The organism is Myxococcales bacterium (assembly GCA_016699535.1).
Taxonomy (GTDB): Bacteria; Myxococcota_A; Polyangia; order Polyangiales.
The window spans coordinates 2,446,823-2,470,951 of sequence record CP064980.1; the positions used below are offsets into that span (position 1 = coordinate 2,446,823).

At 51.3% G+C, this 24,129-nt stretch carries 25 protein-coding genes and 2 pseudogenes; 19 read left to right on the forward strand and 8 right to left on the reverse strand.

Annotated features, from left to right (window positions below; genetic code table 11):
- Positions 1-47: 47 nt before the first annotated feature.
- The 5 genes from IPJ88_11545 to IPJ88_11565 all read left to right on the forward strand — a co-directional run bounded on the left by IPJ88_11545 (position 48) and on the right by IPJ88_11565 (position 6,184).
- Positions 48-1,004, forward strand: a complete 957-nt coding sequence (locus IPJ88_11545) for a carbohydrate kinase family protein (GenBank protein QQR88858.1) — start codon at positions 48-50, stop codon at positions 1,002-1,004.
- Positions 1,005-1,067: 63 nt separating this feature from the next.
- Entirely contained in the window at positions 1,068-2,366 is a 1,299-nt protein-coding gene (locus IPJ88_11550; GenBank protein QQR88859.1) for a hypothetical protein, read from the forward strand.
- Positions 2,363-3,712 carry an amino acid permease gene (locus IPJ88_11555; protein ID QQR88860.1) on the forward strand — a complete coding sequence of 450 codons (1,350 nt, stop codon included), beginning with the start codon at positions 2,363-2,365 and terminating at the stop codon, positions 3,710-3,712. The genes IPJ88_11550 and IPJ88_11555 overlap by 4 nt, the downstream gene beginning before the upstream one ends.
- Positions 3,713-3,995: 283 nt before the next feature.
- Entirely contained in the window at positions 3,996-4,949 is a 954-nt protein-coding gene (locus IPJ88_11560; protein ID QQR88861.1) for a hypothetical protein, read from the forward strand.
- A 287-nt stretch (positions 4,950-5,236) separates the two neighbouring features.
- Positions 5,237-6,184: a hypothetical protein gene (locus tag IPJ88_11565; GenBank protein QQR88862.1), complete on the forward strand. Its 948-nt coding sequence runs from the start codon at positions 5,237-5,239 to the stop codon at positions 6,182-6,184.
- 60 nt (positions 6,185-6,244) lie between these two features.
- On the opposite strand, the gene IPJ88_11570 is transcribed toward IPJ88_11565, so the two are convergent.
- The 4 genes from IPJ88_11570 to IPJ88_11585 all read right to left on the reverse strand — a co-directional run bounded on the left by IPJ88_11570 (position 6,245) and on the right by IPJ88_11585 (position 9,639).
- Positions 6,245-7,324, reverse strand: coding sequence for a hypothetical protein (locus tag IPJ88_11570; protein ID QQR88863.1), 1,080 nt, complete (start codon positions 7,322-7,324; stop codon positions 6,245-6,247).
- Between the two features lie 146 nt (positions 7,325-7,470).
- Positions 7,471-8,271, reverse strand: a complete 801-nt coding sequence (locus IPJ88_11575) for a bifunctional hydroxymethylpyrimidine kinase/phosphomethylpyrimidine kinase (GenBank protein QQR88864.1) — start codon at positions 8,269-8,271, stop codon at positions 7,471-7,473.
- Positions 8,272-8,287: 16 nt separating this feature from the next.
- Complete coding sequence (locus tag IPJ88_11580; GenBank protein QQR92028.1) at positions 8,288-8,704, reverse strand: septal ring lytic transglycosylase RlpA family protein; 417 nt, start codon at positions 8,702-8,704, stop codon at positions 8,288-8,290.
- A gap of 5 nt (positions 8,705-8,709) precedes the next feature.
- Positions 8,710-9,639 (reverse strand): mechanosensitive ion channel, encoded by a 930-nt coding sequence (locus tag IPJ88_11585; protein QQR88865.1) that lies wholly within the window; start codon positions 9,637-9,639, stop codon positions 8,710-8,712.
- On the opposite strand from IPJ88_11585, the gene IPJ88_11590 reads away from it, so the two are divergent.
- The 4 genes and pseudogenes from IPJ88_11590 to IPJ88_11605 all read left to right on the forward strand — a co-directional run bounded on the left by IPJ88_11590 (position 9,638) and on the right by IPJ88_11605 (position 15,485).
- A complete protein-coding gene (locus IPJ88_11590; GenBank protein ID QQR88866.1) occupies positions 9,638-13,171 on the forward strand; it encodes an AAA family ATPase in 3,534 nt (1,177 codons plus the stop codon). The genes IPJ88_11585 and IPJ88_11590 overlap by 2 nt on opposite strands.
- Positions 13,168-14,087: pseudogene (locus IPJ88_11595) on the forward strand (mechanosensitive ion channel). The gene IPJ88_11590 and the pseudogene IPJ88_11595 overlap by 4 nt, the downstream one beginning before the upstream one ends.
- Positions 14,088-14,089: 2 nt before the next feature.
- The gene (locus IPJ88_11600) at positions 14,090-14,884 is read left to right on the forward strand and encodes a transporter (protein QQR88867.1); all 795 of its coding nucleotides are present in this window, start codon (positions 14,090-14,092) and stop codon (positions 14,882-14,884) included.
- Positions 14,885-14,936: 52 nt separating this feature from the next.
- Positions 14,937-15,485 (forward strand): hypothetical protein, encoded by a 549-nt coding sequence (locus IPJ88_11605; protein ID QQR88868.1) that lies wholly within the window; start codon positions 14,937-14,939, stop codon positions 15,483-15,485.
- Positions 15,486-15,586: 101 nt separating this feature from the next.
- On the opposite strand, the gene IPJ88_11610 is transcribed toward IPJ88_11605, so the two are convergent.
- Both IPJ88_11610 and msrA read right to left on the reverse strand, forming a co-directional pair.
- Positions 15,587-17,065 (reverse strand): hypothetical protein, encoded by a 1,479-nt coding sequence (locus tag IPJ88_11610; protein ID QQR88869.1) that lies wholly within the window; start codon positions 17,063-17,065, stop codon positions 15,587-15,589.
- Positions 17,013-17,483 carry a peptide-methionine (S)-S-oxide reductase MsrA gene (gene msrA, locus IPJ88_11615; GenBank protein QQR88870.1) on the reverse strand — a complete coding sequence of 157 codons (471 nt, stop codon included), beginning with the start codon at positions 17,481-17,483 and terminating at the stop codon, positions 17,013-17,015. The genes IPJ88_11610 and msrA overlap by 53 nt, the downstream gene beginning before the upstream one ends.
- Before the next feature lie 165 nt (positions 17,484-17,648).
- Here msrA and rpsP point away from each other — a divergent pair.
- The 6 genes and pseudogenes from rpsP (at position 17,649) to IPJ88_11645 (ending at position 19,976) form a co-directional block, all read left to right on the forward strand.
- Positions 17,649-17,905, forward strand: a pseudogene (rpsP, locus tag IPJ88_11620) (30S ribosomal protein S16).
- A gap of 22 nt (positions 17,906-17,927) precedes the next feature.
- Positions 17,928-18,158 (forward strand): KH domain-containing protein, encoded by a 231-nt coding sequence (locus tag IPJ88_11625; protein QQR92029.1) that lies wholly within the window; start codon positions 17,928-17,930, stop codon positions 18,156-18,158.
- Positions 18,151-18,684 (forward strand): 16S rRNA processing protein RimM, encoded by a 534-nt coding sequence (rimM, locus tag IPJ88_11630; protein ID QQR88871.1) that lies wholly within the window; start codon positions 18,151-18,153, stop codon positions 18,682-18,684. The genes IPJ88_11625 and rimM overlap by 8 nt, the downstream gene beginning before the upstream one ends.
- A 16-nt stretch (positions 18,685-18,700) precedes the next feature.
- On the forward strand, positions 18,701-19,408 hold the full coding sequence (gene trmD, locus IPJ88_11635; GenBank protein QQR88872.1) for a tRNA (guanosine(37)-N1)-methyltransferase TrmD: 708 nt from the start codon (positions 18,701-18,703) through the stop codon (positions 19,406-19,408).
- On the forward strand, positions 19,405-19,770 hold the full coding sequence (locus tag IPJ88_11640) for a hypothetical protein (GenBank protein QQR88873.1): 366 nt from the start codon (positions 19,405-19,407) through the stop codon (positions 19,768-19,770). The genes trmD and IPJ88_11640 overlap by 4 nt, the downstream gene beginning before the upstream one ends.
- Positions 19,731-19,976 carry a hypothetical protein gene (locus IPJ88_11645; protein QQR88874.1) on the forward strand — a complete coding sequence of 82 codons (246 nt, stop codon included), beginning with the start codon at positions 19,731-19,733 and terminating at the stop codon, positions 19,974-19,976. Before IPJ88_11640 ends, IPJ88_11645 begins: the two co-directional genes overlap by 40 nt.
- Before the next feature lie 241 nt (positions 19,977-20,217).
- On the opposite strand, the gene IPJ88_11650 is transcribed toward IPJ88_11645, so the two are convergent.
- A complete protein-coding gene (locus IPJ88_11650) occupies positions 20,218-20,664 on the reverse strand; it encodes a peroxiredoxin (protein ID QQR88875.1) in 447 nt (148 codons plus the stop codon).
- Between the two features lie 304 nt (positions 20,665-20,968).
- On the opposite strand from IPJ88_11650, the gene rplS reads away from it, so the two are divergent.
- From rplS to IPJ88_11670, 4 genes are all read left to right on the forward strand, one after another.
- Positions 20,969-21,325, forward strand: a complete 357-nt coding sequence (gene rplS / locus IPJ88_11655) for a 50S ribosomal protein L19 (GenBank protein QQR88876.1) — start codon at positions 20,969-20,971, stop codon at positions 21,323-21,325.
- A 69-nt stretch (positions 21,326-21,394) separates the two neighbouring features.
- Complete coding sequence (locus IPJ88_11660) at positions 21,395-22,159, forward strand: prephenate dehydrogenase/arogenate dehydrogenase family protein (protein ID QQR88877.1); 765 nt, start codon at positions 21,395-21,397, stop codon at positions 22,157-22,159.
- On the forward strand, positions 22,135-22,722 hold the full coding sequence (locus IPJ88_11665; GenBank protein ID QQR88878.1) for a hypothetical protein: 588 nt from the start codon (positions 22,135-22,137) through the stop codon (positions 22,720-22,722). Before IPJ88_11660 ends, IPJ88_11665 begins: the two co-directional genes overlap by 25 nt.
- Positions 22,719-23,558, forward strand: coding sequence for a hypothetical protein (locus tag IPJ88_11670; protein QQR88879.1), 840 nt, complete (start codon positions 22,719-22,721; stop codon positions 23,556-23,558). Before IPJ88_11665 ends, IPJ88_11670 begins: the two co-directional genes overlap by 4 nt.
- A gap of 27 nt (positions 23,559-23,585) precedes the next feature.
- On the opposite strand, the gene IPJ88_11675 is transcribed toward IPJ88_11670, so the two are convergent.
- Positions 23,586-24,095, reverse strand: coding sequence for a hypothetical protein (locus IPJ88_11675; GenBank protein ID QQR88880.1), 510 nt, complete (start codon positions 24,093-24,095; stop codon positions 23,586-23,588).
- Positions 24,096-24,129 lie beyond the last annotated feature (34 nt).

Below are 24,129 nucleotides of genomic sequence, written 5' to 3' on the forward strand. Positions count from 1 at the left end.
ATCTTGCCTGAAAACAATTGCAATAACAGATACTTAGAACCTATGCCGTGATTTTTGACGCGACACAGCTTTGGGGTGTGTTCTGTGTTATTGAAACGGCTAAGGAAAAAGCGGGGGATCCTGGATCGACTATGCTTGTGGCTGGTGAGGGTTTTGAGGACTGGATTTTTTTGGGGTTGCCTTCTTGGCCGGGACCGGGGCAGGAGTTTAAGACCGATGCGTTAGTGCGAGTGCCTGGCGGAGGCGCTGTCATTACTTCTGCTTGGCTTGCTCATTTAGGACGGCCGCCACGCCTTATTAGCGCACTTAGTCCAGATAGCGCATCCGTGATGAAGGAGCTTGGTGTGGAGCTTACAAATCTTCGTATGGCGGATGAAAAGAGCGCCGTAACGGTGGTGCTCTCAACCGCAGAAGACCGAAGTTTTCTAACCTACAATGGGGTGAACGCCCATTTGGAAGAACGACTTTTGTATGCCTTGCGCGAAGCAAGCGTTCAAGAGGTATTGGGCAGCTACCTGCATTTGGCGCTCGAGCCTCATGAGATCGGTAGCTGGATTGCTCTACTTAAGGAGTTGCGCGGCAAGGCATGCAGGGTGTCTTGGGATGCGGGCTACTCGGAAAGCTTGGCAAAGCATCCTGAGTTATTAGCACTAATGCGTGAAGTTGATGTGTTGTTCATAAACCACGATGAAGCGTTGCTTTATTCAAAACAGAATACGATCGAGCAAGCGCAAGCCTTTTGGCAAACACTCGGCTGCGAAGTTGTTATCAAACAAGGCAAAAACGGTGCGCTTTATCTTAGCGCTCAAGTGAGCGTGCATGCCCCTGCTCCCGCTATTGAGGCTAAGGATACGACCGGCGCTGGCGATGCTTTTAATGCTGGCTTTCTTTTTGCCCGACAGAACGGTAAATCGCCGCAAGAATGTCTTGCCCTTGGCAATGAGCTGGGCGCTCGGGCGGCGAGCCGAATCGGCGGTATGCCGCCTTTGCCTTCAGATTCCTGAGAAGCGCTGTTGTTTGCTGCGGGGGCCCTGTGCTAGACAGGTCTTTTTGTTTTTTGGTTGCTTATGAAAATTGCTGTAATCGGTGCAGCTGGGCTGCGATTTCCATTGCTTGCTTCAGGCTTTGCGCGTTCACACTTGCCCATTGAAGTAGTGCGCTGCTTTGATAGCGACCAGGAAAAACTACAGTATACTGTTGCCATCGCAAGTGCGCTTGCACCGAACTTGCGCTTCGAGGCGCATGGGGATCCTGCTGTCTGCGTTGAAGATGCTGATTTTATCTTTACCTCGATTCGAGTCGGAGGCATGGCTGGCCGAGCACGCGATGAGCAGATATGTTTTGAGCACGGTGTGCTTGGGCAAGAAACCATTGGCCCGGTCGGTTTTGCGATGGCGCTGCGAAGCATTGCGCCGATGCTAGAGTACGCGGAGCTAATCGCACGTTATGCGCCGAAGGCTTGGGTTATCAATTTCACCAATCCGGTTAGCATCATCACTCAGGCCTTGTTTAGCTCAAGGCATCAACGCATGGTGGGCATTTGCGATTCACCGACGGAGCTTTTCTGTGATGTGGCCAATGCGCTAGAGCTTGTGCCACGAGAGTGCCGCTTTGATTACATCGGTCTGAACCACCTTGGTTTCCTTCAAGAACTTTATTTCAACGGTGAGCCCCAGCTCCAGCGTTTATGGGAGAACAAGGGCGCTGCGGCAAAGGTTTATCGGCACGCTTTGTTTGAATCTGACGAGCTTGAGGCCCTTGCGATGCTACCAAGCGAGTATCTCTATTTTTACTTTCATGCCGAAAAGGCGCTGAAGAACATCGCCGCTTCAGGAAGCAGCCGTGGGCAGATGTTGCATGAGCAAAACGAAGCCTTTTGGGCCTCGATCACCTCCAAGCCAAATGACATGCTCGCGATTTACGAAAGCTATTTAAACAAACGCGATAGCTCCTATATGCAGATTGAAAGCGATGGTCAAAGCACAAAGCCGAAAGGCAAAGACTACGGGCTGACGGGCTACGATAAGATTGCGCTCAAAGTGGTTGAGGGAATTTACTTTAACAGCAAAGAAGTTTTGCCACTTAACGTTTTGAATCACGGTAACATCCCTGACTTGCTTGATGATGACGTTATCGAAGTACCTTGTTTGCTATCGAACCATGGTCCGCTTCCGCTTCATGCGGGTCCGCTTCCGGAGGCCTGCAAAGGCCTTGTGATGCAAGTCAAACACTACGAGCGCTTAACGACGCAGGCCGCGCTTGAGCAATCCGAGAGCAAGGCGGTTGAAGCTTTGGCGCACAACCCGCTTATCAAGGACCGCGCACAGGCCAAGACACTTTGCGATGCCTTGGGACCTTTTTGGTGAGCAGCACGCTCCTAAAACTTGATCGCGACATTGGTTTGTTTCAGGCCACGGGCACCAATATTCTAAGCATGGTTGGCGTGGGTCCCTTTTTGACCATCCCGGTCATGCTAAGCGCGATGGGAGGGCCACACATTTTATACGCATGGCTGCTTGGCGCGCTGATCGCGCTTTGCGATGGCCTTGTCTATGCTCAGCTTGGCGCTGCTTTACCTGGCAGTGGTGGCCCTTATGTGTATTTACGCGAAGCGTACAAGTCTTTTGGTTTTGGAAAGCTTCTTTCCTTTGTGTTTATTTTCCAGATTATCCTGACGGCGCCGCTTTCCATCGCCGGAGGAGCGGTGGGCTTTGCCGACTATCTCGGCTTTTACTGGCAGGACATGCCGCCGTGGCAGCACCATGGCATCGCAGCTTCGGTATGCATAGCGATGACGGCGCTGGTGTATCGCCCGATCAAGAGCATTGGCCGCATTTCGATGATCATGCTTGCGGTGGTTATGCTCACCTTGGGCTGGGTGATTGTGGCCGGTGGAATCAAAGCCGACTGGCATGCGGCCTTTGATTGGCCTGCTTCGGCGTTTCGCTTCGATGGTGACTTTTTTGCCAAGATAGGCACGGTCTCGCTCTTGGCCATGTACAACTACGGTGGTTACAACACCATTTGCAATATCGGCGAAGAGGTCAAAGAGCCCCATAAAACCATTCCGCGCGCCATTGTGCTTTCGATTGTCATTGTCGTGACGCTTTACGTGCTCATCAGTTCGTCCATGCTTGGCTTGGTGCCCTTTGATGAACTCGTTCATACAAAAACAGTGGCATCGGTATTCATCAGGCATGCTTTTTCAAATGCGCAAACAGGCGAGCTCGCTGCTCGGATCATGACTGCGCTCATCTTGTTTGTAACGGCCACCTCACTCTACGCGCTTATCCTTGGCTACTCGCGTATTCCCTTTGCAGCCGCGCGCGATGGCCAGTTTTTCAAAGTCTTCGGCAAGCTGCACGAAAAACACCACTTTCCGCATGTCTCGTTGCTCGTCATCGGCGCCGTGTCCTTGCCGTTTTGCTTTTTCTCACTTGGCAAACTCGTCGCCTGGCTCATGCAAATCCAAATCTTGGTGCAGTTCATCTGGCAATGCGCCGGTGTCATGCTCCTGCACCGCTACCGCAAAGACATCCCACAGCCTTTCACCATGTGGCTCTATCCCATTCCGGCACTTTTTGCCCTCAGCATGTGGAGCTACGTCTTTGTGACATCCCCACTCGAAGGCATCTTGTTTGCGGTTGGGTTTTTTGTAGTCGCTGTTTTTGCGTATGGCTTGTTTCGCAAGCTGCCACACGCGGAGCCCTGAACTAGGCTTTGAAGTGCTTTCGTATGAGTTCATGTACCACTGACACCGTTTGCAAGAAAAGGAGACGAATGTCTCCAGTGAGTGATTCTTCTCGGCTCTGTTCCCTTACAGAAACTTACCGTGTGTGACAACGAATCAGTTCGTTTGTTTTTTTTTATGATATCAAATCGTTAGATACGCATTCCTTCGGCTTTCTTTTCTTCACACTTTTTGGCCCAGTTTTTGCTTTATGTTCTGGAACAGGATTTTTAATCTCGTGTGCTGGAAGAAAGATGGTCGTACAATGAAAAGGTGTTTTGTTGTTTTTTTTGTTTCGATAGTTTCTTTGTTAGTGGGTTGTGGAGCAAGTGTTTCAAAAGAGGAAGGGGTACTTGCCGATTCAGAAGCCTCCATTGCTGAGGAACTGCGACAGCAGGAAGCGGCTGACTTTTTCCGAAATGATCCCGTTGTGCAAATTCTTCTAAATTCTTATACGCGCGACTTTGAATGCGATTTTAACCTAAAAGTCCCGGAATCTGTGTTGACGCAAATCGTAGAAGAAAATGGAGAGCGGTCCATTGCGGTTATGACTATAGGGTTGTGTAATCGCACCGACGGGCCAAAGCAAGTCGCTATGGTTCAAGCTCAAGTGTTGAATTCGTTCAAATCGTTCGGAACTCGTAAATTGCATTTCGGTAGTTTGCAAGGATACAGAGGCTCGTTCGATCTGAATACGATTTACTTTCGGGAATATTCTTTCACGGAAAATAGATTGTTTGCGGAACTACCGCTGTCCGGTGAAGAAGCAGACCTGTTTGGAGAGTTGGCCGCCCCGGTTGCAAACGCTAAAAATTCAGGAAGCTGTGTCCAAGATTTGCAGAGTTTTTTGTCAGAAGAAGGTGAGGGCTGGCAGAACGCAGAGAGGATTTCTCCTCCGTTGTCTTTGTCGTCCGAGTCTTGGGTTGCTGTGGCTTTGGGAAGCATGGCTGCTTGGCTTTCAACTAACTCTTTTCTCTATGTGGACTTGAACAAAGAACTCTGGATAGAGAGTTTGCCCATGCAAGTGAAAGACTTCATTTACCAGGCTGGAATGCTGAGTCTTTTGGCAGTAAAATACCCTCTTTTGGGTGGTGCGTTCATGCTCTATTTCGCGTCAGCGGCTCTAGTGATTGATATTTTGTGGACTTACGGAGGGGAAGCATTGGAAAATAAAACCGAGCAGATCCAGGAGTTCGCGCAGCTTTGGTGTCATTCGTAGAAGGAACAAAAAGACGACCTATAGCGGGGCCATTGGTGAATTCATCCGTCTAGCGCAACCCGGCTGTAAAGGTACTGCCGAAGCAGGTCTTTGGTATTTTCGTTGCTACCGAACGACACGTGGTCTGTGTGGGTCACAGAAGCATCTGTGGTTTGGCAAGCCAAAAATACCGTGTAATCTCGCTTCCTTGGTCCCACTTCAGTATGCGTCCGTAGGCCGAGGTAGCAGAAAACACACATAACGCAATTTTGTGAACATGCTACAATTGGCCAGTGTGCTCAAACTTCATGAAACTGAGCTTGTTTGCATGGTTGCTAACTGTCTCAGCGTGTTCAGGTGTGGTGGATTCAGCAAACGAGCGCGTAAGTCTTGATACCGACAGCTGTCAGAACCAAGACGATGGGCTTTATTGTTTGGCTCAGCACTTGATGGGGTGCCAGCAAGGTAAGGTTGTTTCCCACGATCACTGCGCTCGAGGTTGCGTGCTGAGCGAGGGGATGCCGCAATGCGTGCCTGAGCCGGTGGTGATGAATCCTGTGCAGTGTCCCGAGCTACCTACGATGCAAGGTGGTGTTCCGGAAGTCTCTGAGTGCAACCACATGGACTGGAAGCGCAGCGACGATGGCTTTTATATGGTGTCACGTTTTGGAAGTGATCACGATAGCTCGACCTATGGCCATGTGACGACCTGCGGCTATTTGCAAAGGCACTACGATTATCACGAATGCGTTTACGATAATGTGACCGGTGATTGCATTCAAGTCGAGTATACGATTCCCTGGGTTCAGGGACATGTGGACTATTCCCGAGACGATATGTTGGCCGCTGTCGAACAGAACCTTGACGACGATGTTCCTTTTCCCGAGTATTTCTATATTGCAGGGGCACAACGCTTTGGTTGTGGAACACGCTTACGTTTGAGTGACCTTTCTACGGGGCGATGTGTGGTGGTCTACAGCGAAGATGGTGGACCTGGCGCCGCGTATGAGATGCCGGATAAAGGCGCACGTCGTATTGTTGATGCTTCGCCTGCGGTGGTGGCTTATCTAAAGCTTGAGCATTGGGGTTGGGCGAACTCAACCTTGCTCTATGCCGAAGAAGCCTTGCCAGAAGATGTCCCGGGTCAGCGTTGCACTCCTTGTCAATCCACGGCCATGACGGAGCAAAACACTGCCGCCCCGAGCGTATTTCGAGTGAATCACATGATGCCAACGAGCAAGCAGTGCGAGCTGTAACTGGCATCGAGGGTATTTTGCGGTAAGCGTGAGGCTTGAGGTTGGTCTGGGATCGGAATGTCAGTTGACATTGAACTCAAGTCGATAGGATTCGACAAAGGGCGAGTCATTGGTGATGCATAGCTGACCGTTGCCGTTTTCTGCTCCTCCGCAAACGAAGTCGCCAACATCGATACGCGTCCTAAAAGGACTCAGGGAAATGTTGTCTTGCCCGCACACCACCGAGCCAGGTTCAGCTCCATCGGTGGAACTCTGAAGGTCGCCATAGTGACATTCTGGAAAACCGCTGAATACGCCAAGCGTATCGCACGCAAAACTTAACCTCGCCCGATAGACTCCTTGCTTGGTAACATTAATTATCGAAGCGGTCATGCTTGGGTTGTCTATCATGGACTGATTGACCGCTCGGTATGCAAAGCAAATCTCGGTTCCAGGGGGCAAGTCAAAGGTACGGCAAGCGTTGTGATTGTTTCCGGTGTCTTGGAGTATTCCCAGGTCGGTTGATGCAACAGCACTGCCATCCAAGGAGCAATCGGATGTTAGCGTGCTGTGTACGTGAAGCGGAATAGTGGTGCTCTGCTCGGAACAACCCATCCCTGAAGGAAGCTCTGCCGAGGGGTCTCCAGCGATTTGATACACAAAACTATCATGCGAAGCTGCGATAGCATCCCTAAAGCCATGAAGGTTTTGGAGCTCAACTTCGATAAAGGTATCGGAGGGAAGCGGCTGTGTTGTGCATTGACCCTCAACGAAAACACCCGGCAGTTTGAATGCAATCACTAGCCCTTGTCCATGCTCGTTTTGGAACTGAAAAGATTGCTGATACATGCAAGCAGGGTTTGCTCTATCGGTGGCGAGAGGAGTAAGTTCCATGTTCTGCAGGGAATTGAGATTAATCACCTCGCCTTCTGTCGAAGTATAGCTGAAGGCTGGAACGCTTAAGCTTGGCCGACTGCCTTGAGTCAGTCTGAAGGATTCGGCGCTAAGGCTCAATTCGCCCAGACCGCAACTTGCTCGAAGTTGAGCGCTTTCAAAGAACGAGCCTGATTCAGTGGAGTCCTCGAGTGGCGCCGCGCATGCCGCTGAGCCGATGATAATTGCAATGAGAAAAAAATAACGTGTTTGTTGCCAAGTAAGCATCGCTACCTCCTAACGCTTCGGTTTGGCCTGTGAATGGACTAGAGCAAGAAGTCGGTGAAGTCAAATGCAATCCAAGATAGATTTAAGGTGGGGACTGCTCGACGCGATTGAAAAAACCAACAATTTCGTTGCTGGGTATCGCAGAGCTAGTCCACTGCTTTACTTAATGCGCTGGCGCCTTTTTGGGTGACGCATCGCGCTGCAAGTTGACTGGCTTCGTTGGCGCTTTGCGTGGCTGTTTTGCCTTGGGCGAGGGCGCAGGCCAGCGCTGCGGCGTAGACATCGCCTGCGCCGGTTGGGTCGTGCTCGACTGCCGGATGCGCTGCGATGTGTTTGCTTCTGCCGTGCTCGTATAGGGTCGACCCTTTTGCGCCGTGCGTGAGTACCACGATGGGAACGTGCTCGCAGATGGGCTTAATCGCGGCTACAGGGTCCATGGGAAAATCGGTTTCGCTGACAACAACGGCGTTAAATTCGCCTAAACATGCCACTTCTGTCATGTTTTTTGGATAAATTTTGCCATCTCTGTCTGCTTGCCGCAGCCAGCCTTGCAGGCCTGCGACCGCTACTTTTCGGTCTTTGGGCAAGGACTGAGCGATGTGTTGCGGACTAAATTCGTTCATGACCGGACCCACAAAAACAATGTCGGCAGCAGGAAGATCTAGTTCGGGAGCCTCGGCGGTGGCGCGCACATACTGGTCGCGAAGGCCATCGAAATAATGATTCTCAAAGGTGGTGGTCGCGCTACTTGTTTTAAGCCTTGCATTGATACCTTGTCTTTTTAGCAGGGCGTGACTTAGGTAGTCGTTGCCCACCGAGGAGATCAAGGTGGTGCGTAAACCGAGATACGAAGCCGCCATGGATGCAAAAAAAGCAGGCCCTTCCGGCAGCAAACTTTTATCTCTTTGCACATCGTGCGTAAGCAATCCAACGGCCAAAAACTTCATCGTGGTGTCGTTCCTATCAAGGGACCTTCAAAAACTCCAGTCGAACATCAACCACACCGGCGCGAATCATGTCGAGCTCTTCGGCAGCGGCGCGAGAAAGATCAATGATGCGGCGCTCTGGGTCAGCAAAAGGGCCGCGGTCGTTGATGCGCACTACGACCGAGCGGCCGTTGTCTTTGCGTGTGACACGAACGAGGGTGCCAAAGGGCAGGGTGCGCGAAGCCGCGGTGAGTTTGTTCTTATCGTAGATGTCACCGTTGGCGGTGGTGTTACCATGAAGGGAGTCGTGATAGTAGCTGGCTCTGCCTTCGGTGCGCCAGGGATTGTCTTCATCGCTTGGCGTACGTGTTTGCGGATAGCAGCAGCTGCTAGCAAGGAGCACGAAGCTTAGTATTGAGCAGCGCGCAAGGCTTGTTTTTCTTGGATTCTTCATAGGCATCATGTTGGGGGATGATTTGCTGCCTTCATTTCGGTTTGTTGAACGCTGATGTTCATGGCTGAGGAAGCAACGCATGCTTTGCCCTTTGTTGCGTGGAGCTTCTCAAGGATGCGTGAAAAAAGTTTATGCTTAACAACGCGCCGCTGATCGAAACGAACGGTGTAACGAAGCGTGTAGGTGATCCAGTTGTGATCAAAACCCATGGTGATGAGCGGCTTTGTAGTCGCTGACTCAAGCGGATAGCGTTTTTGCATTGCCTTCCAAGTCATGGATGATTCGTTTTCGTAGTGACCGCAAACTTCATCGACTGTGTGCTCAAGAATTTGCTGAACGAGTGATCGATCGCTACCAAAGCGTATTGGTACCGTGATTTCATCCCAAAGAAATGGAAAATCCCCAGAGTAGTTCACCACCGGTGCTTTGAAGACAAAACTATTGGCCACTCGGACAAATCGTCCGTTGTACAAATCACCATCAACCCATTGGCCGATTTCTGAGAGCGTGGTGCGCAAAAGACCGATGTCGATGACATCCCCTTTAATGCCGCCAAGCTGAACTCGATCTCCTGTTTTGTAAAACCCTCCAAGGGAGACAGCGGTCCATCCAGCGATACTCATAATGACTTCTTGAAGCGCAAAGGCAATGCCGGCGCCAGCCACGCCCAGCATGACGGTCAGTTGGCTTAGTTTGTCACTAAAGATGGAGGCGATGCCCAAGGCGCCGAGCAAATAGCCAACGACAGCGACAAGTTTTCGTATACGATAGCGGTTGTCTTTATCCTCGATGTAGCGCGTGGCAAAGCGCTGGATGATGCGAACTGCAGCGAAAGTAGCTACCAGCAGGATAAGCGCGGTTAGCAGACGCCCGGTGTTCGGGTTCAGCACCCAATTCGATACGCTGTTTTTCCATGCATCAAATGAGGAGGTCATGGTGAGCTATCTAACATACAAAGTGCTAAGACGCTTTGCCGAGTCATTTCCTTTTCTCCTTGATACTTTAGCGATTTGCATGGATGGTAACCGAGAATCCATGACTTTTCGATGCTCCCAGACAAAGGCTCTTTATCGAGGCATCTTCCTAGCCCATGCTTTCGCCTTCGTTTGTGTTTTTTGTTCACCGGCCGTCGCTCAGGTTCCGGCGGCAAATGAAGCGAAGGCTCAAGCCAAGCAAGGAGACGAGAAGGGCCCTCGCATCGCCGAGCTGCAACAGCTTGCCGATCACCTTGAATCGTTGTTGGCAGGAAAGCTTGCCGCTGATGTGGATCCAAGGGCCTTGTTGGCTCTTGAGCCCGATCCGGAGCTTCAGGAACCCGCTGCGGTGTTTGCTTACGTGACGGGTGCCCGAAAAGAGCTGCCCGAAGAACTTCGTGATCCAAACAATCCCTTGCTGGCGGCTAAGGCCCGGGTATGGACCTTGAAGCGGCGTTTTGTGCAACTTGCAAAGCATCGCCAAGCGAAGCTGATTAGCGATCACGCGCGACGCAGAGAATTGGCTGCAGAGCAGGCCTCCAAACAAGCCGTTGATCAAAAAAAGCTCCTTTCATTGAAGAAGCGGATTAAGTCGATTCGAGAGTTTATGGCTGCTCAGATGGATCCATCGCTCGAGCCAATGGATGTGTTGCGCGTAGACCTGAGTGATTTGCGTAAGCTCGAAGGCGTTTCAAGCAAGACAAAGCGCCCCCTTCCACCGTTGTCCGATCAGACGCCAAAAACGGCAAGCGATACAGCTCTGCCTCAAGGCGCTGCATTGCCGTCAAGTTTGGCTGCAGCAGAGCAGCAGTTGGACCAGCTTCTTTTTACCTTTTTCCAACTTCCCGCGGAGGAGCAACGACGGTTGTTTGAGCTACACAAGCAGCAGCAACTCGCTCGTCAAAATGAGTTGGCGTCACATAAACAGCTCGACAAAGCTAAGCAAGAAGCTGAACGCGCCGCCCAAGAACGCCATAAAATCTTGCAAGCGCTCAAGCATGCAAGAAGTGAGCAAGCTAGGCGTGCGGCCGAGCTCGAAGCAAGTTTGCTTCACATCAAAGAACAGCAGGCCTTGTTTCGGAGTGGCTTGTTGAGGAAGCAGCAGGAGCTTGATAAGACAAAAGAACTGGCCCTGGGCTGGGAGCGGCAAGTTAAGGAGCTGATGCAAGGCGCTCTTTGGCAACGCAGTCATCAGGAAAAGGCCGATGTCCTTTACGATGAACTTGTATCCCAACTTGAAACAATTCGTAAAGAGTTTGCGGTTCAGTTGCGGGCGTTGTCCCGTTCGGATGTCACCGTTCCTGTGCCAAAACCTCTTGAAGAAAGTGAGCTTCTTCAAGAGACAGCAAAGTCTGTTCGAAAAACACACAAAGCCTTGATGGTTCAAGCGGCAAAACTACAAGATTACTACGACAAGACCTTGTGGAAAACGGCAACAACGCAACGCGACGCGCTTGTGAGCATGAACCAAGCTCGGCTTGATTTGTTGCAGTTGCTTACACCAAATAGGCGCCATCGGCTCCAAAGCTTTGGCCCGGAGGGATTGGCCCAGGCTCAACGTGAGCTTTTTCAGATGAGTCTTGAGTTGCGCTATCATGTACTGGCTGCGCCGATTCTTATAAAAAAAATCATGCTCAGCCTGCGCAACAACGCGCTGTCCTTTAGTTTTTCCGTTGCTAAACTTCTTTTGCTGATACTTGCATTCCGTTGGTGGCGGCGTCACGGAGGACGTTATCTCGTGAAGCTACGCGACCATTGGACTTCTGTGCGGCCAGTGACGAGCGTAAGCCAGGTAGGTGCCATCGTGGTGTGGTACATCGAACATGTTCGAAGGCCTCTGGAGTGGCTGTTGCTGTTTGGTCTGATCTTTAACTGGTCTGGCGTCTTTTCGGGTGTGCCCGAGTTTTACTATCTTTGGCTTGTTGCCAAGTGGGGGCTGATTGGCGCTTTGACCATACGCCTGCTTGATGCTTTGGTCGTGCGTCAGGGCGATGGCCGCAGCAAAAAGGACACATCAGGGTTACGTATTCGTTCGTTGCGATTGATAGGTGCCGTTGTCGTCTTGATAGGGCTGATACTTTCGTTCACAGCTCAAAGTGTTGGTAAGGGCGCTATCTATCACTGGGTGCTTTGGAGTTGTTGGTTTTCGATTGTTCCCTTCGGAGTGCTGCTGGTGCGGTGGTGGCGCTCGATCATTGTCACGAGGCTCGAAGCGTTGGGACCGTCTCATCGCTTGGCCGATTGGGCGATGCAACACCACAACAGTGTGGTTGGTTTTGTCGTTGTCACAATAGGAGGCTTTTACCTGCTTGTTCACGGTATTTACCGTTTTGTCTTAAGCCATCTAAGCCAACTGGAAGTTATTCAACGCGCGCTGGCTTATCTTTTTCGCAGACAAGTGGCAAAGCGCAATCAATCCATTGCTGCTCCATCGTACAAAGCGCCGCTGCCTGAAGAGCTTTATGCTGCGCTGGATCCTTTGGCACCCGCAAAGCATTTTTGCTCGGGTGTTATGGAAGATAGACTCGGTGTCGTGCGGAAATTGGCGCGCGATAAAAACAACACCATTGCGGCGGTGATTGGTGAGCGTGGCTTAGGCAAGAGTACGTTTTTGCGGCAGGTGGTCGAAGGGCTACCAGCTTCAGAGTTATGCTTTGTGCGTTGCACGCCCGGTGGATTCGACGTCTTTTGTGAGCAGGTGGCAAAAGAGCTTGGCTTTTCAAAACATCCAAACGAAGATGAGCTGGTTTTGGCGATGCGCGAAAAAGGGCCAAGACTTGTGTGCATTGATGATGCTCACCGCTTGGTGCGTCCAGTGATTGGTGGTTTGGCTGACTTGGATCGGTTGAATGAATTTGCACGGAAAGTTGGATCCAGCACGTCTTGGATTATCGCGCTGTCTTCGCCAGCTTGGCAATATGTTGAACGTGCACGCAGCGACCGTGCTCTTTTTGATGAAGTTGTTTATTTGCGTCCATGGAGTGAGAGTCAGATTGCCGAGCTTATCGCTACGCGAAGTGATGGGGTGATTCCTGAACTTGATTTTCGAGATTTGGTTGTCCCTCGGCATTTTGATCCGGCGAGTTATCAGAGTGAATCGGAACGCACAAAAACCGATTACATTCGTATGCTTTGGGACTATGCGGATGGAAATCCTGCCGTAGCGCTTTACTATTGGAGAGAGTCATTGCACCTCAGTTCCGCTGGGAAGACCCGTGTAAATCTATTTGATCCACCCGAGGTTCGTGGCGCTACAACACTGCCCATGTCCTTGTACTTTGTTCTTCGTGCGATTGTGCAGCTGGAACTGGCTCTTGAGTCGGACATTGTTGAGTGTACGGCTTTAAGGCCGGCGGATGTTGCCGATGCGCTCCGCTTTGCCCGGACCCGGTCTTACATCGAGACCGTGGGGCAACGCATTCAGATCGCATTACCCTGGTATCGGGCCATCACTGTGCTGCTGCAGCGCCAACATCTTTTGGTGACCCAATGACCGAAAAACTCGTTGGGCGAATAAGACAGATTACCGGCTTTGTTACGGTCAGCGCTCTGGGCTTGTGCAGTACTACGGCATGGGCAGTCGACTCGCAGGTCAACCCCGATTTGAGCCAGCTCACGCGATTGGTGCGCTGGAGTGGTGTGCTGAGTTCAATCGTCGTGATTTTTGGCGCATGGTTAGCCCTAAGGTTCAGTCATGATTTGACAGATCATCTAAGCAAACGTTTCACCAGTCATCGCATGGTGTTTCATAAACTTGCGACCTTTTTTCAGTTTTTTGTTTATATCAACACGGGTATCGTCGTTGTGCTGCTTAGCGTCCGAATCGACGACAAGGTGTTGGCCCTGTTAGGAGGAACGGCTGCTGTTTCCATTGGTTTTGCCATAAAAGATCTAGTCGCATCGTTTATCGCCGGAATCATGATCATGATCGACCGACCTTTTCAAGTTGGTGATCGCGTCACGTTTGGTGGTGAGTACGGCGACATCACCAAAATCGGTTTAAGGTCGGTGCGTTTGCAAACGCTAAACGACAATACGGTGACCATCCCCAATAACAAGTTTCTTAATGATATGACCTCCTGCGGAAATTATGGCGCACTCGACATGCAGGTTGTGATGGATTTTTTGTGGGGGTTGATCAAGACGTTGCTCTCGCGCGAGATGTCGTGGTTGAAGCTGCGCTGACAAGTCGCTACGTCTTTTTGCCCAAGAGTGTGGTCGTGTTGGTGAATCAAGTCATCCACGATAATTATGTAGCGGTTCGTTTGCGGCTTAAGGCTTACGTGCTCGACACGCGTCATGAAAAAGCTTTCGAAACGGATGTGAACTTGCGGGTGATGCAAGCGTTCCGCGAGCGATATATCGAGCCACCCGCGGTGCTGCACCGCCAAGTGGACCGAAAGTCTTGAGTGTGGCGCTGATTATGAATGCCTGTTCAAGGCGTGTTCTGACGCTGGCCGTGCTGTTCTGTTTTCTTTTGCAGACCCAAAATGCCCACGCTGATGCTTTGGTGACGGATCGGCCGGGAAATGGCAACGCAGCGCGTGTCGTGGACTCGAAGCGTGTTCAAGTTGAAACAAGCGCGCTTTATGCGTTGGAGCAGGGCGCCGCGACCGATGTTCATCGGATGAGTTTTCCAACTTGGCTGCGTTGGGGCGTTTTGGATGGAGCCGAGTTGCGATTGGCAAGCTCTCTTGTAGGCTGGCAAATGAAGCCAAGGAAAGATGTGCTTACTCCGGACCGTTGGCTCGGAAGCAAGTTGCAGCTACTGCGCGCATCTAGCAGTCCCTGCGATTTGGCATTTGTGTTTGATGTTGAACTGCCAACAGGGACTGGTTCGGTTGGGAACAATCTTGTGTTGCCGGAGTTCCGTTTACTTAGCAGTTGGTCTCTGCGATCGGGCTTTGCTTTGTTGCTCAATCTCGGTGCGGATTTGCCCGAACTTGGCTCCAGGCGCGTGCTTCGAATGATTCATGTGATTAATCTTAGCTATGCCTTACCGTGGTGGAATCAGGCAGTGAGTGTCTTTGTCGAGTATTACGGCAGACTGCCTCTTTCTTTTAATGATAGCGCCATCGCACAAATCGATGCGGGCTTGACCTGGCGCATCACAAGCGATGTGCAAGTTGATTTTTACACTCAGCATGCTCTGAGCAATGCTTCGCCTGATGTGCAACTAAGTCTTGGCTTCAGCGCACGAATGTAGCGCTCGTTTGCATTCTTTTCATAGATGACATCTTTGTCTAGTATGCGTGCCAATGAACGATGTTTCCGCAAGGCCCAAAGGGACTGAAGCTTTTTTTGTTTCGGTGTTTGCCTTCGTCGTGTTTTCTGGAAGGCTTGGGGGAGAACTTGCTTGTTTTGCGCAAGGCGTGGTTATTGAAAAGTCCCTAGGCGTAGATCCTTGGCTGGTGTTGACGGTGCTTTATACCTCTGTGCTTTCGCTTCTTATGGCTTTGATCGTACTTGCCGCATCGCTCTGGAACTTCAAGAAGCAAGGTCTTTTTCCCTACTCGGTGTTGTCCAGAAAAAACATTCGTGGCGTGAGCGTTAGCTTGATGGTTTACGGAATGTTGGGCAGTTTGCTGCCATGGGTGCTTGGCCGTTATTTTGAGGCCAAGGATATTGTTTTCGTCGTTTTGGGATTTTTGCTTTTTATTGTGCTGTGGGTGCCTTTGCGCTTAGCGGACCATGCGATGTCCGATTCATCGAATGTTGTGCAGGGGCCGGGCCGGATCAATTTTTATCTTGTTGTTGTGTTTGTTGTTTTTGGAGTACAGGGCTTCTTTGACGCTTATTTGCTTTGATGCGATGAAAAAGGGTCAGGCTCTAAACGAAATCGATGCAGGATGCGGGTTGCGCAGTATCCAAATTGGTTTGAAAGCGAAAGAGCAAGGTTGTCAACCCGCTAACGCTGTGGTTTTTGAAGGTAGACGAGATAGTGGTAGCCCTTGCGGTACCTTAGGTGTTTGGCGAAACGATAGTGATGTCTGAACCACGGATGTCTGGCGAGATTGCTTTCTATGGCGCTCAGAAAAACTGAAGGAGGTGGTTGTTGTGTTTGCCACGACTTGTGCCAGGCACGTGTGCGCAGCACGATAGCCTGAGGCGCTTTGCGATCCAAATGGGCGATGGGCAGCCTTTTTCCTAAATACGCCCCAGGTTGCATTGCGATGACGGGATCCGTAAGACCTGCAAGGTCAACAATGAACAAGTCATGTTGGTAGCCGACAAGACCGATGTCTACTAAGGCGGCGCTTTTTACGTTCTGCGATAGATAGCGCCCAAGCAAAGAAGCACGCTCGCTTTGAAGATGTGCCGCTGCGGCAATACGGGGAAGTTGAACCGTGCTGTCAACGATAGGAAGCAAAAACACCATCCCCAGGCAAGGGCAGCCAGCAAGCCCGTCTCTTCGCTGATAAAGCTCTATGACGGCAATACTAAGAAAAGCACAGAAAGCTGGAAGGATGGGTACAAATAAACGAAAGCCGGGCATCCAGTCGCCGCCGACCGCGAGTACAGCGATGCAATGTGTGGCAAGAAGAATGAGCCCAAGCAACAATATTTTGCGTTGTTTTGCGAGTATAGCGATGAGCATCATGCCCAGTCCAAGGCCGAGTACGCCAAGCGCAAGTGTGCTGTAGCGCAAACCATTTAACAACGAAAAGGGTTTGGCTTGAATACTGAGGGGCAGGGCCTGTCCAAACATGAAGACGCGAAACCCGGCAACGCTGAGTACTCCGATCCCGCTTAGGCCCAATGCGGCTATCCGGTGTTTGCGTGCTGAGCTTAGCAAGATAAGCAGGGCGACAAAACCACAAAGCAAGCATTCCGGACGTAGCCATGCCAGGCATAGATTAGCTAAGCCCAGACATAGTCCTGCGTAAGGTGTTGAGCGGAGAGCTGAGAAAATCACGACGCTCAGCGTAAGGGTAGCTAAGCCGGTTTCAAGACCCGATGAAGACCAAACCCAAAGGTTGATTTCGCAAGCGCATCCCAACACAACCAGTATGGCAGCGACTGTTTTGTGACTATCGGCTACGCTATAGGCTGCAAAATGAGCAGCCATGGCAACGGCCAGCGCGGATGAAGTAATTGAGGCGATCTTGGCGAAGTTGATAGGGTCCAATCCAAGCACTTCGGCAGTGATCATTGGAACAATCCAGAGGGGGCCAGTCACGCCGTCTGAGCGCAGATGGGGATTAAAGGCATAGCCTGCGCCGATGACGATGTTTTTCGCATAGCGCGCGACAATCCAAGCATCGTCAATCGTGAAGGCCCAGCAAACGCTTGCCAGCGTGATGCACAGCGCCGCGCATAGAGCCAAAAACCATTTAGAGCTGAGCGCTTCGTTTGGCCAAATACTTTTGATGGTATTCCTCTGCACGGTGAAAGGCTCCGGCTTTTGCGATTTCAGTGACGATGGGCTCGTTGAAGCGTGCTTGTTTCTCACACTGCGCTTTGCTTTGCTGAGCTAGCTCGCGCTGCTCTTCATTGTGGTAGAAAATGGCGGAGCGGTACTGACTGCCAATGTCCGGGCCCTGACGGTGGTATTGGGTGGGGTCGTGCATTGTCCAAAAGGCATCCAGTAGTCCTTCGTAGCTGATGCGATCGGGATCGAAACTCAGGGTGACGGCCTCGGCGTGCCCGGTTTGGCCGCTGCATACCTGCTCATAGCTTGCGGAGTCGGTATGCCCGCCGGTATAGCCCACTTCGCTTCTCAAAACGCCGTCCAAAGCAGCAAATTTAGCTTCGATCCCCCAAAAACAGCCTGCGGCAAAAGTGGCCTGCTCGAGCTTGCTCATCGTGTGTATTTCCTTTGAATAGATGACCTTTTTGACCCATTTGCCCGAAAGCAGCAAGGGCGGCCAGGGTGTTTATCCTGGCGGAAGAGAAGGCTTGCGCTTGACGCTGGGCATAAGTGCGGGTATTTTCCCTCGATTCTGATACCCCCCCAACAGGACTTAGACATGGTTACGATTCGACTTGCCCGCTTTGGGTGTAAAAACGACCTTTTTATCACATTGTTGTTCAAGACAAGCAGTTTAGCCGTGATGGCCGCTTTCTCGAGCAAGTGGGCACTTACAACCCAACTCAGCCGATGGAGCAAGCTCGCATCCAGCATGACCGCGTTGATTACTGGAAAGAAAACGGCGCGCAGGTAAGTGAGACCTTGCAAAAAGTGCTTCGTGTACACCGCAAAGCACTTAGTGCTGCGACAGCTTAAGTTTAAAAACACAATGGACCAAATGAAAGACCTTATAGAGTACATTGCTCGCTCTCTGGTGGACAATCCGGAAGGCGTCAATGTGCAAGCTGTTGAAGGCGAGCAGACGTTAATTCTCGAGCTCACCGTAGATGGCGATGATTTGGGCAAAGTCATTGGTAAAGATGGGCGAACAGCCCGCGCCATGCGCACATTGCTGGCTGCGACCTCTGCGCGCTCCGGCAAGCGTGCGGTTCTAGAAATCCTTGAGTAGCCGAGCCCAGGATCTTGAGTTAGTTGCTCTGGGACGGGTTGCACGCGCTCACGGGATTGTGGGTGAGTTGCGGATTCATTTGTACAATCCTGATTCAGCTGTTCTGCGCGAGCAAAAAGAGATTATCCTGCTTCACAATGGGCAGCGGAGCACGCTGCGCATTCACAAAGCACGTGAGGTCCCTAAAGCGCTTCTTCTTAGCATTGACGGGATCCGCACGCGCACACAAGCTGAAGCTTGGCAGGGGGCAGAGGTCTGTGTACCGAGCGATGCCTTACCTGCGCTTGACGATCAGGAATATTACATCAAAGACCTTGTGGGTATGCAGGTTTATGACGCCGACGAGCAAGCGCTCGGACAAGTCATCGACGTGCTTAGTTATCCATCGGTGGATTGTTTGGTGGTAAACAGCGCCGATGGGCGACGCGAGGTTCCTATGATTGACGACTTTGTGTTGCACGTGGATACTTCAAAAGGCCTCGTCATCGTTCAGCGCTGGGACGAGTTTGAAATCCAACCCGATTAGGGCGGTGAGTGCTGCGATGGACATTGCGATTGTTACCCTTTTTCCTGAGTTGTTTGACTCCTATTTGAGAGCCGCGCTGCTTGGTAAAGCGCTCGAGCAGCAGCGTTTTTCGCTGCAATGCATCAATCCACGCTCATTCACACAGGATAAACATCAAAGCGTGGACGATCTGCCCTACGGCGGCGGAAGCGGCATGGTAATGAAAGCGGAGCCTTTGGTGAAGGCCATGGAGTCTTTCGAAAGCGATGGCAAACGAAGCCATCGGATTATGCTCAGTGCGAGTGGCAAAGTCTTTAAACAAGGCGATGCACAACGACTAAGCGAAAAGGAAAGACTTACTTTTCTATGTGGTCGTTACGAAGGCATCGATGATCGTGTGAGTCATTTTGTCGATGAAGAACTTTCCTTGGGTGATTTCGTGTTAATGGGAGGTGAAGCAGCCGCCATGGCGATGATCGAAAGCACGGTACGCTTGTTGCCCGGTGTGATCGGCAATCCGGAATCGTTGCTTCACGAATCGCATGCGCAATCGCAACTTGAATACCCTCAATACACACGTCCCCCTGAGTTTCGAGGGTATCCAGTGCCCGAGGTCTTGCTAAGTGGCGATCATGGTGCCATTGAGCGTTACCGTCAGGAACAATCCCTTATTCGTACGCGCAGTAGACGGCCTGAGCTCATTGAACAGCAGGGACAATCGACCGTAGACAAGAAGAAGCCATGAACAGCAAAAACATTTTTATCGGTCTGGTTCACTATCCGATACGTGATCGAGCAGGCGGCACCGTGAGCACGGCGGTAACAAATCTCGACATTCACGACCTTGCCAGGCTGGCCCGCAGCTACGGTCTTGGGGGCTACTATTTAATCACGCCAATTAGTGCACAGCGTGAACTTTCTGCGAGGGTGCTGAAGCATTGGCTCGATGGTCCGGGAAAGAGCCGCGTGCCTGAGCGCAGTGAGGCGCTTAAAACCGTGCGCGTGGTTTCAAACGTCGAGCAAGCGTGCGAGTCCATCCGCGGGGAAACCACGAGTGATCCCTTCCTTTGGGTTACCGCGGCTCGAAAAACAAAAGCAAAGCTTTAGAGAGTTATGCGCAAGCCAGCGCACAACTTGAGCAAGACCAGGCGCCTGTTTTGCTTCTTTTCGGAACGGGGCATGGCCTTGCCGATGAGCTGATTGAGCAAGCCGATGCGCTTCTTCCTCCGATACGGGCTTATTCGGATTACAATCACCTGTCAGTGCGTACGGCGGCTGCGATTACCCTGGACCGATTGATTGGCGAGAAGTGATGATAACTGGTCAGCCCGTGGTGCCCGCAGGCACTTTTTCCGAGGTTTTCGTAGCTTCGGCTTACGTCCGCGGACCTCGTCGTCAGGTACCGATGTACCATCCTCCTCAGTCCTGTTGGCGCGCTCGAATCTACGAAAACCTCGAAAAAAGAATTGTCTTCTAGCTTTGTCCTCGTGTTCGTATACTTTTTTGTTAACTGGCCAGCGCGTTTGTCTAGAAAATATATGGACAAAATAAGTTTTATGGCAAATTTAGGGCTTTTTTGACCCTTTTTACGTGTTTTTCGGCGGAAAACTCGTTGTGTAGGGCTTCGCGAATGCGGCCGTCTTGGCCAATCACGTAGGTCACGCGTTTTGGCAACATACCAAAGTACATCGCCTTGTAATCATTCGCGATAGTTCGGTTTGGATCGCTTAAAAGCGGGTAGTTAAGCCGATTGGCTTGGGCAAAGCTTGTATGGGAGTCGGAGGAATCTGCGCTCACCCCAACGATTTGCCCCGAAAACCCAGCTAGCTCGCTTGAAAGATCGCGAAAAGCACACACCTCTTTGCTGCAGACCGGCGTGAAGTCTTTGGGATAGAAGAACAGTACAACCGGCCCCTTCTTTAGTGTGTCGCTGAGGGTGAAGTGCTCACCGGCATGGGTTTGTCCTTGAATTTCGGGAGCTTTTTCGCCTATCTTTAGCATGCGGCCTAGGCTTTCAAACCCTGAGGATTTTGGCAATGCTTCTGTGAACGAAGGCTCGCTTTTCGCCTGATAAATCAGTCGTAGTTGACTGACTTTAGGCGGCATGCTAGCAAACGCGCTCTGTAGGGACTGCCTCAAAATAGCTCCCGTCGCCAGCTCGCAAGATTGTTTCCGATGACGGCGTCAGTTTTTTCGCAAGAAGTAACCACTCTTGCTGCAAAAACGTTCTTGTCATCGAAAAAATCTTGCTTCGCTTGCTCGGTCCGCTCTTCTGAAACAGTCCCATGAAAGAGAGTGCTTTTCCATGAGCCAGCCTGTCCCACAAATCCAAGCCCTAGAAAATGCTCAACGCCGCGAGCTTCCAAAGTTCCGTGTTGGCGACACTGTTAACGTTCATTATCTGATTCGTGAAGGCGAAAAAGAGCGTGTTCAGGTCTTTAAAGGCACGGTGATTCGCAAATCAGGCGGAGGACTCGGAGCCACCTTCTGTGTGCGTAAAGTCTCCTACAACGTTGGTGTAGAGCGTATCTTCCCTCTGCATTCGCCACGTATTCAGCTGGTTGAAGTGCTAAGCCAAGGCAAAGTGCGCCAATCCAAGCTCTTTTATTTGCGCGAGCTTCGCGGCAAAAAGGCGCGCATCAAAGACCGAAACCAGAATTAGGGCTGGCGCTATTTTGGCCAGGCTACGGCAGGATGCCATAGTGACGTGCGGAGGTTAGCCTAAGGCACGATGGATATTGGCATCATAGGTTATGGTCGTTTTGCCCAGGTGCTTGCTTCGATTCTAAGTCCGGAGCATCGGCTCTTTATCTACGAGCCCAAGGGCAGCTCTGTATTGCCCCCGGCAGGCTCTTCGTTTGTCAGTGAAGAGCAAGCGCTGGCACAAGCCGTTATTTTCTACGCGGTGCCCATCAATGCCCTTGAGGGCGTTTTGGCCAAGCATGCTCCGGTGTTCCGCAAAGACGGAAAAAGCAGACTCGTGCTTGATGTGCTGTCGGTCAAGCTTCACGCCAAACAGGTCTTTGAGCGCCACTTACCGAGTAGTGTAAAGGCTATCTTATTGCATCCGATGTTTGGCCCTGACAGCGTGCGTGAGCAGGGCTTCAACGATTTGCCCATGGTCATGGACCGCTTTTGCGCAAGCGAGCAGCAAGTGAACTATTGGACCGGCTTTTTTCAAGGCAAGGGTTTGCATGTCATAGCAATGAGCGCCGAGGAGCACGATCGCAAAGCGGCCTGGTCTCAGGGTGTGACTCATTTTATTGGTCGCGTGCTCGATGAGATGAAGCTTGCAGCGACCGACATCGATACCTTGGGCGCAAAACGGCTTTTGGAGATTCGCGATCAAGTTTGCAATGACAGCTGGGAGCTGTTTACCGACTTGCAAACAAAGAATCCGTACACGATTGATATGCGTGTGGCCCTCGGTAAAGCGGTTGATCGCATTTACAACAGTCTTTGCCTAATCGCGTGTTTCAAGAACGCTGGGCGGTAGGCATTCAAGGCGGTCAGGGCAGTTTTAACGAAGAAGCAGCGCAGTACTACATCCAGCGCAATGACCTTAATCCTTTTGACATTCATTATTTGTACACTACGGAGCAGGTGCTGAAGGCTTTGCATGAAGGCCGCATTGATCGCGGTCAGTTTGCGGTGCACAACTCAACAGGTGGCATGGTTGGGGAAAGCGTCGATGCCATGGCGAACTACAAGTTTCGTATCGTTGAGCAGTTTTCGATTAAAATCTCACATGCATTGATGATCCGTCCTGATACACGGCTTGAGCAAGTGGATTCGGTGATGGCGCACCCTCAGGTCTTTAAGCAGTGCAAAGAAAATCTTGCTCAAAAATATGAAAGACTTAAACAAGTGAGCGGCACAGGAGAGCTGATTGACTCGGCCAACGCCGCCAAGCAATTGGCTGCAGGTGATTTAAGTTCAAATCATGCAGTGATGGGCAGTAAGATTCTGGCTGAGTTGTTTGATCTTAGACTGGTAGAAGACAATTTGCAGGATTTGAAAGATAACTACACGAGTTTTCTTTGGGTGGAGCGACCATGAAACAATGGCTTTGTATGGGGTTGTGTGCGCTGTTTTTACTTAGCGCATGCGAGAAAAAAGACAGCAAGCCTGAGCAACGGCTCATCCTGAGTAAACATCGCCCTGAAGCCCAGGCCTGGATCAAGCGCATTATTGAGCGGCACGAAAAGGGCACAAAGCTTGCGGCTGAACATCTTGCGCCGGGCTTTACTGTACAAGACGACGAGCGAGCTGAGCAAATGCGAGTTGCTTTGCGTCTTATGAGTCAGCCGCCTAAAGGAATCTCCGAGCTTATTGCCTCCCCGAAGAGCTTCGTGGCTGCGGTTGACCTTGAAGGCAAGGTGATTGCCCGTGATGTAAAAAAGCAAGACGACAAAATGCAGGGCCTGAGTTTTTCTGATTATGCTCCCATCAAAAGTGCGCTCGCAGGCAAAGCGGATCATGGTCTTGTGAAATTTAAAGATGACAAAGGCGGGCCCGCTGCGGTGAGTTTGCTCTTCGCTCATCCTGCCAGTAGCGATGATGGTGTGGTGGGTGTGGTTGCGGTGGGCATTCCTCTTTGGCGGCTTGCCCAGGCGGTGAGCCAACAACTAAGAATCGAGTACGCCAGCGAGGCGAATCTTATTCTTTGGGCCTACCTCTTTTACGATGGACAGTTTCATCATTTTTCAACGCCACCTGAAGTCGATGACGCCCTGCCGTCCGTTGCTCAAATGTCGGCGAGGCTTCGAAAATCCCCCAACGGCTTTAGCGATGAGATGCAGGTTATGGGCAGAGCCTTTGGCCTCGGTGTTTTTGAAGCACCACGCATCGCCGACAAAGTTTACGTTGTTATCGTGCGTTCCGATTCGAAGTGAGGGAGGGAATCGCTCAGCCCTAGCTTTTTATTTCGCTTCACCTTGAAGCAATGATTGAAGCTTTTGTTTGCTTGGATCGTCGAGATTGTCTTGTTCTTTGCGACACTCGGCTTGGTGACTCAAAGCGTAGGGTAGGACTAAACACTGCTGAGCTCCCGGCGGAAGACTTTCGCAGTGCTCCATGAAGACTTCGTATTTTGGCATGGACTTGGGAATGCCCTCGGGGCTGTTTGCACGGAGCTTTTCCATAGCCGCCGAAAGGCCACGGTAGGCTTGATCGCAATCGTTGGGGCCTTCTTTTTCTTTTTCAGCGGCTGCAACAGCTTCCTGAATTGGTTTAGGTAGTGTTTCGGTTTTTACTGGCGCTTGTTCCGGCAGCTTTGTCTCTTGTTGCTCAACACGCGCCTGCGTGGGTATTCGAGCGCTGCTCTCAGGCTGCACTTGAACCTGCGAAGACTGCGTCTGTTTGTGCTCGCTGCAGTGTGTACTCAGGACTGAACTAACACAGAGCGTGATGGCGACGATGGGCTTAGGCATGGAGCGGAATCTAGCACCGTATTGCACCGCGTGC

Excerpts from the sequence above, each read along its gene's own strand:
- trmD (QQR88872.1), top strand. The coding sequence starts at position 18,701 with ATGGACATTGCGATTGTTACCCTTTTTCCTGAGTTGTTTGACTCCTAT.
- IPJ88_11570 (QQR88863.1), bottom strand. The coding sequence starts at position 7,324 with ATGCTTACTTGGCAACAAACACGTTATTTTTTTCTCATTGCAATTATC.
- IPJ88_11575 (QQR88864.1), bottom strand. The coding sequence starts at position 8,271 with ATGAAGTTTTTGGCCGTTGGATTGCTTACGCACGATGTGCAAAGAGAT.
- msrA (QQR88870.1), bottom strand. The coding sequence starts at position 17,483 with ATGAGCAAGCTCGAGCAGGCCACTTTTGCCGCAGGCTGTTTTTGGGGG.
- IPJ88_11605 (QQR88868.1), top strand. The coding sequence starts at position 14,937 with ATGAACGATGTTTCCGCAAGGCCCAAAGGGACTGAAGCTTTTTTTGTT.
- IPJ88_11580 (QQR92028.1), bottom strand. The coding sequence starts at position 8,704 with ATGAAGAATCCAAGAAAAACAAGCCTTGCGCGCTGCTCAATACTAAGC.
- rplS (QQR88876.1), top strand. The coding sequence starts at position 20,969 with ATGAGCCAGCCTGTCCCACAAATCCAAGCCCTAGAAAATGCTCAACGC.
- IPJ88_11640 (QQR88873.1), top strand. The coding sequence starts at position 19,405 with ATGAACAGCAAAAACATTTTTATCGGTCTGGTTCACTATCCGATACGT.
- IPJ88_11585 (QQR88865.1), bottom strand. The coding sequence starts at position 9,639 with ATGACCTCCTCATTTGATGCATGGAAAAACAGCGTATCGAATTGGGTG.
- IPJ88_11560 (QQR88861.1), top strand. The coding sequence starts at position 3,996 with ATGAAAAGGTGTTTTGTTGTTTTTTTTGTTTCGATAGTTTCTTTGTTA.
- IPJ88_11675 (QQR88880.1), bottom strand. The coding sequence starts at position 24,095 with ATGCCTAAGCCCATCGTCGCCATCACGCTCTGTGTTAGTTCAGTCCTG.
- IPJ88_11625 (QQR92029.1), top strand. The coding sequence starts at position 17,928 with ATGAAAGACCTTATAGAGTACATTGCTCGCTCTCTGGTGGACAATCCG.
- IPJ88_11650 (QQR88875.1), bottom strand. The coding sequence starts at position 20,664 with ATGCTAAAGATAGGCGAAAAAGCTCCCGAAATTCAAGGACAAACCCAT.
- IPJ88_11590 (QQR88866.1), top strand. The coding sequence starts at position 9,638 with ATGGTGAGCTATCTAACATACAAAGTGCTAAGACGCTTTGCCGAGTCA.
- IPJ88_11550 (QQR88859.1), top strand. The coding sequence starts at position 1,068 with ATGAAAATTGCTGTAATCGGTGCAGCTGGGCTGCGATTTCCATTGCTT.
- IPJ88_11660 (QQR88877.1), top strand. The coding sequence starts at position 21,395 with ATGGATATTGGCATCATAGGTTATGGTCGTTTTGCCCAGGTGCTTGCT.
- IPJ88_11670 (QQR88879.1), top strand. The coding sequence starts at position 22,719 with ATGAAACAATGGCTTTGTATGGGGTTGTGTGCGCTGTTTTTACTTAGC.
- IPJ88_11565 (QQR88862.1), top strand. The coding sequence starts at position 5,237 with ATGAAACTGAGCTTGTTTGCATGGTTGCTAACTGTCTCAGCGTGTTCA.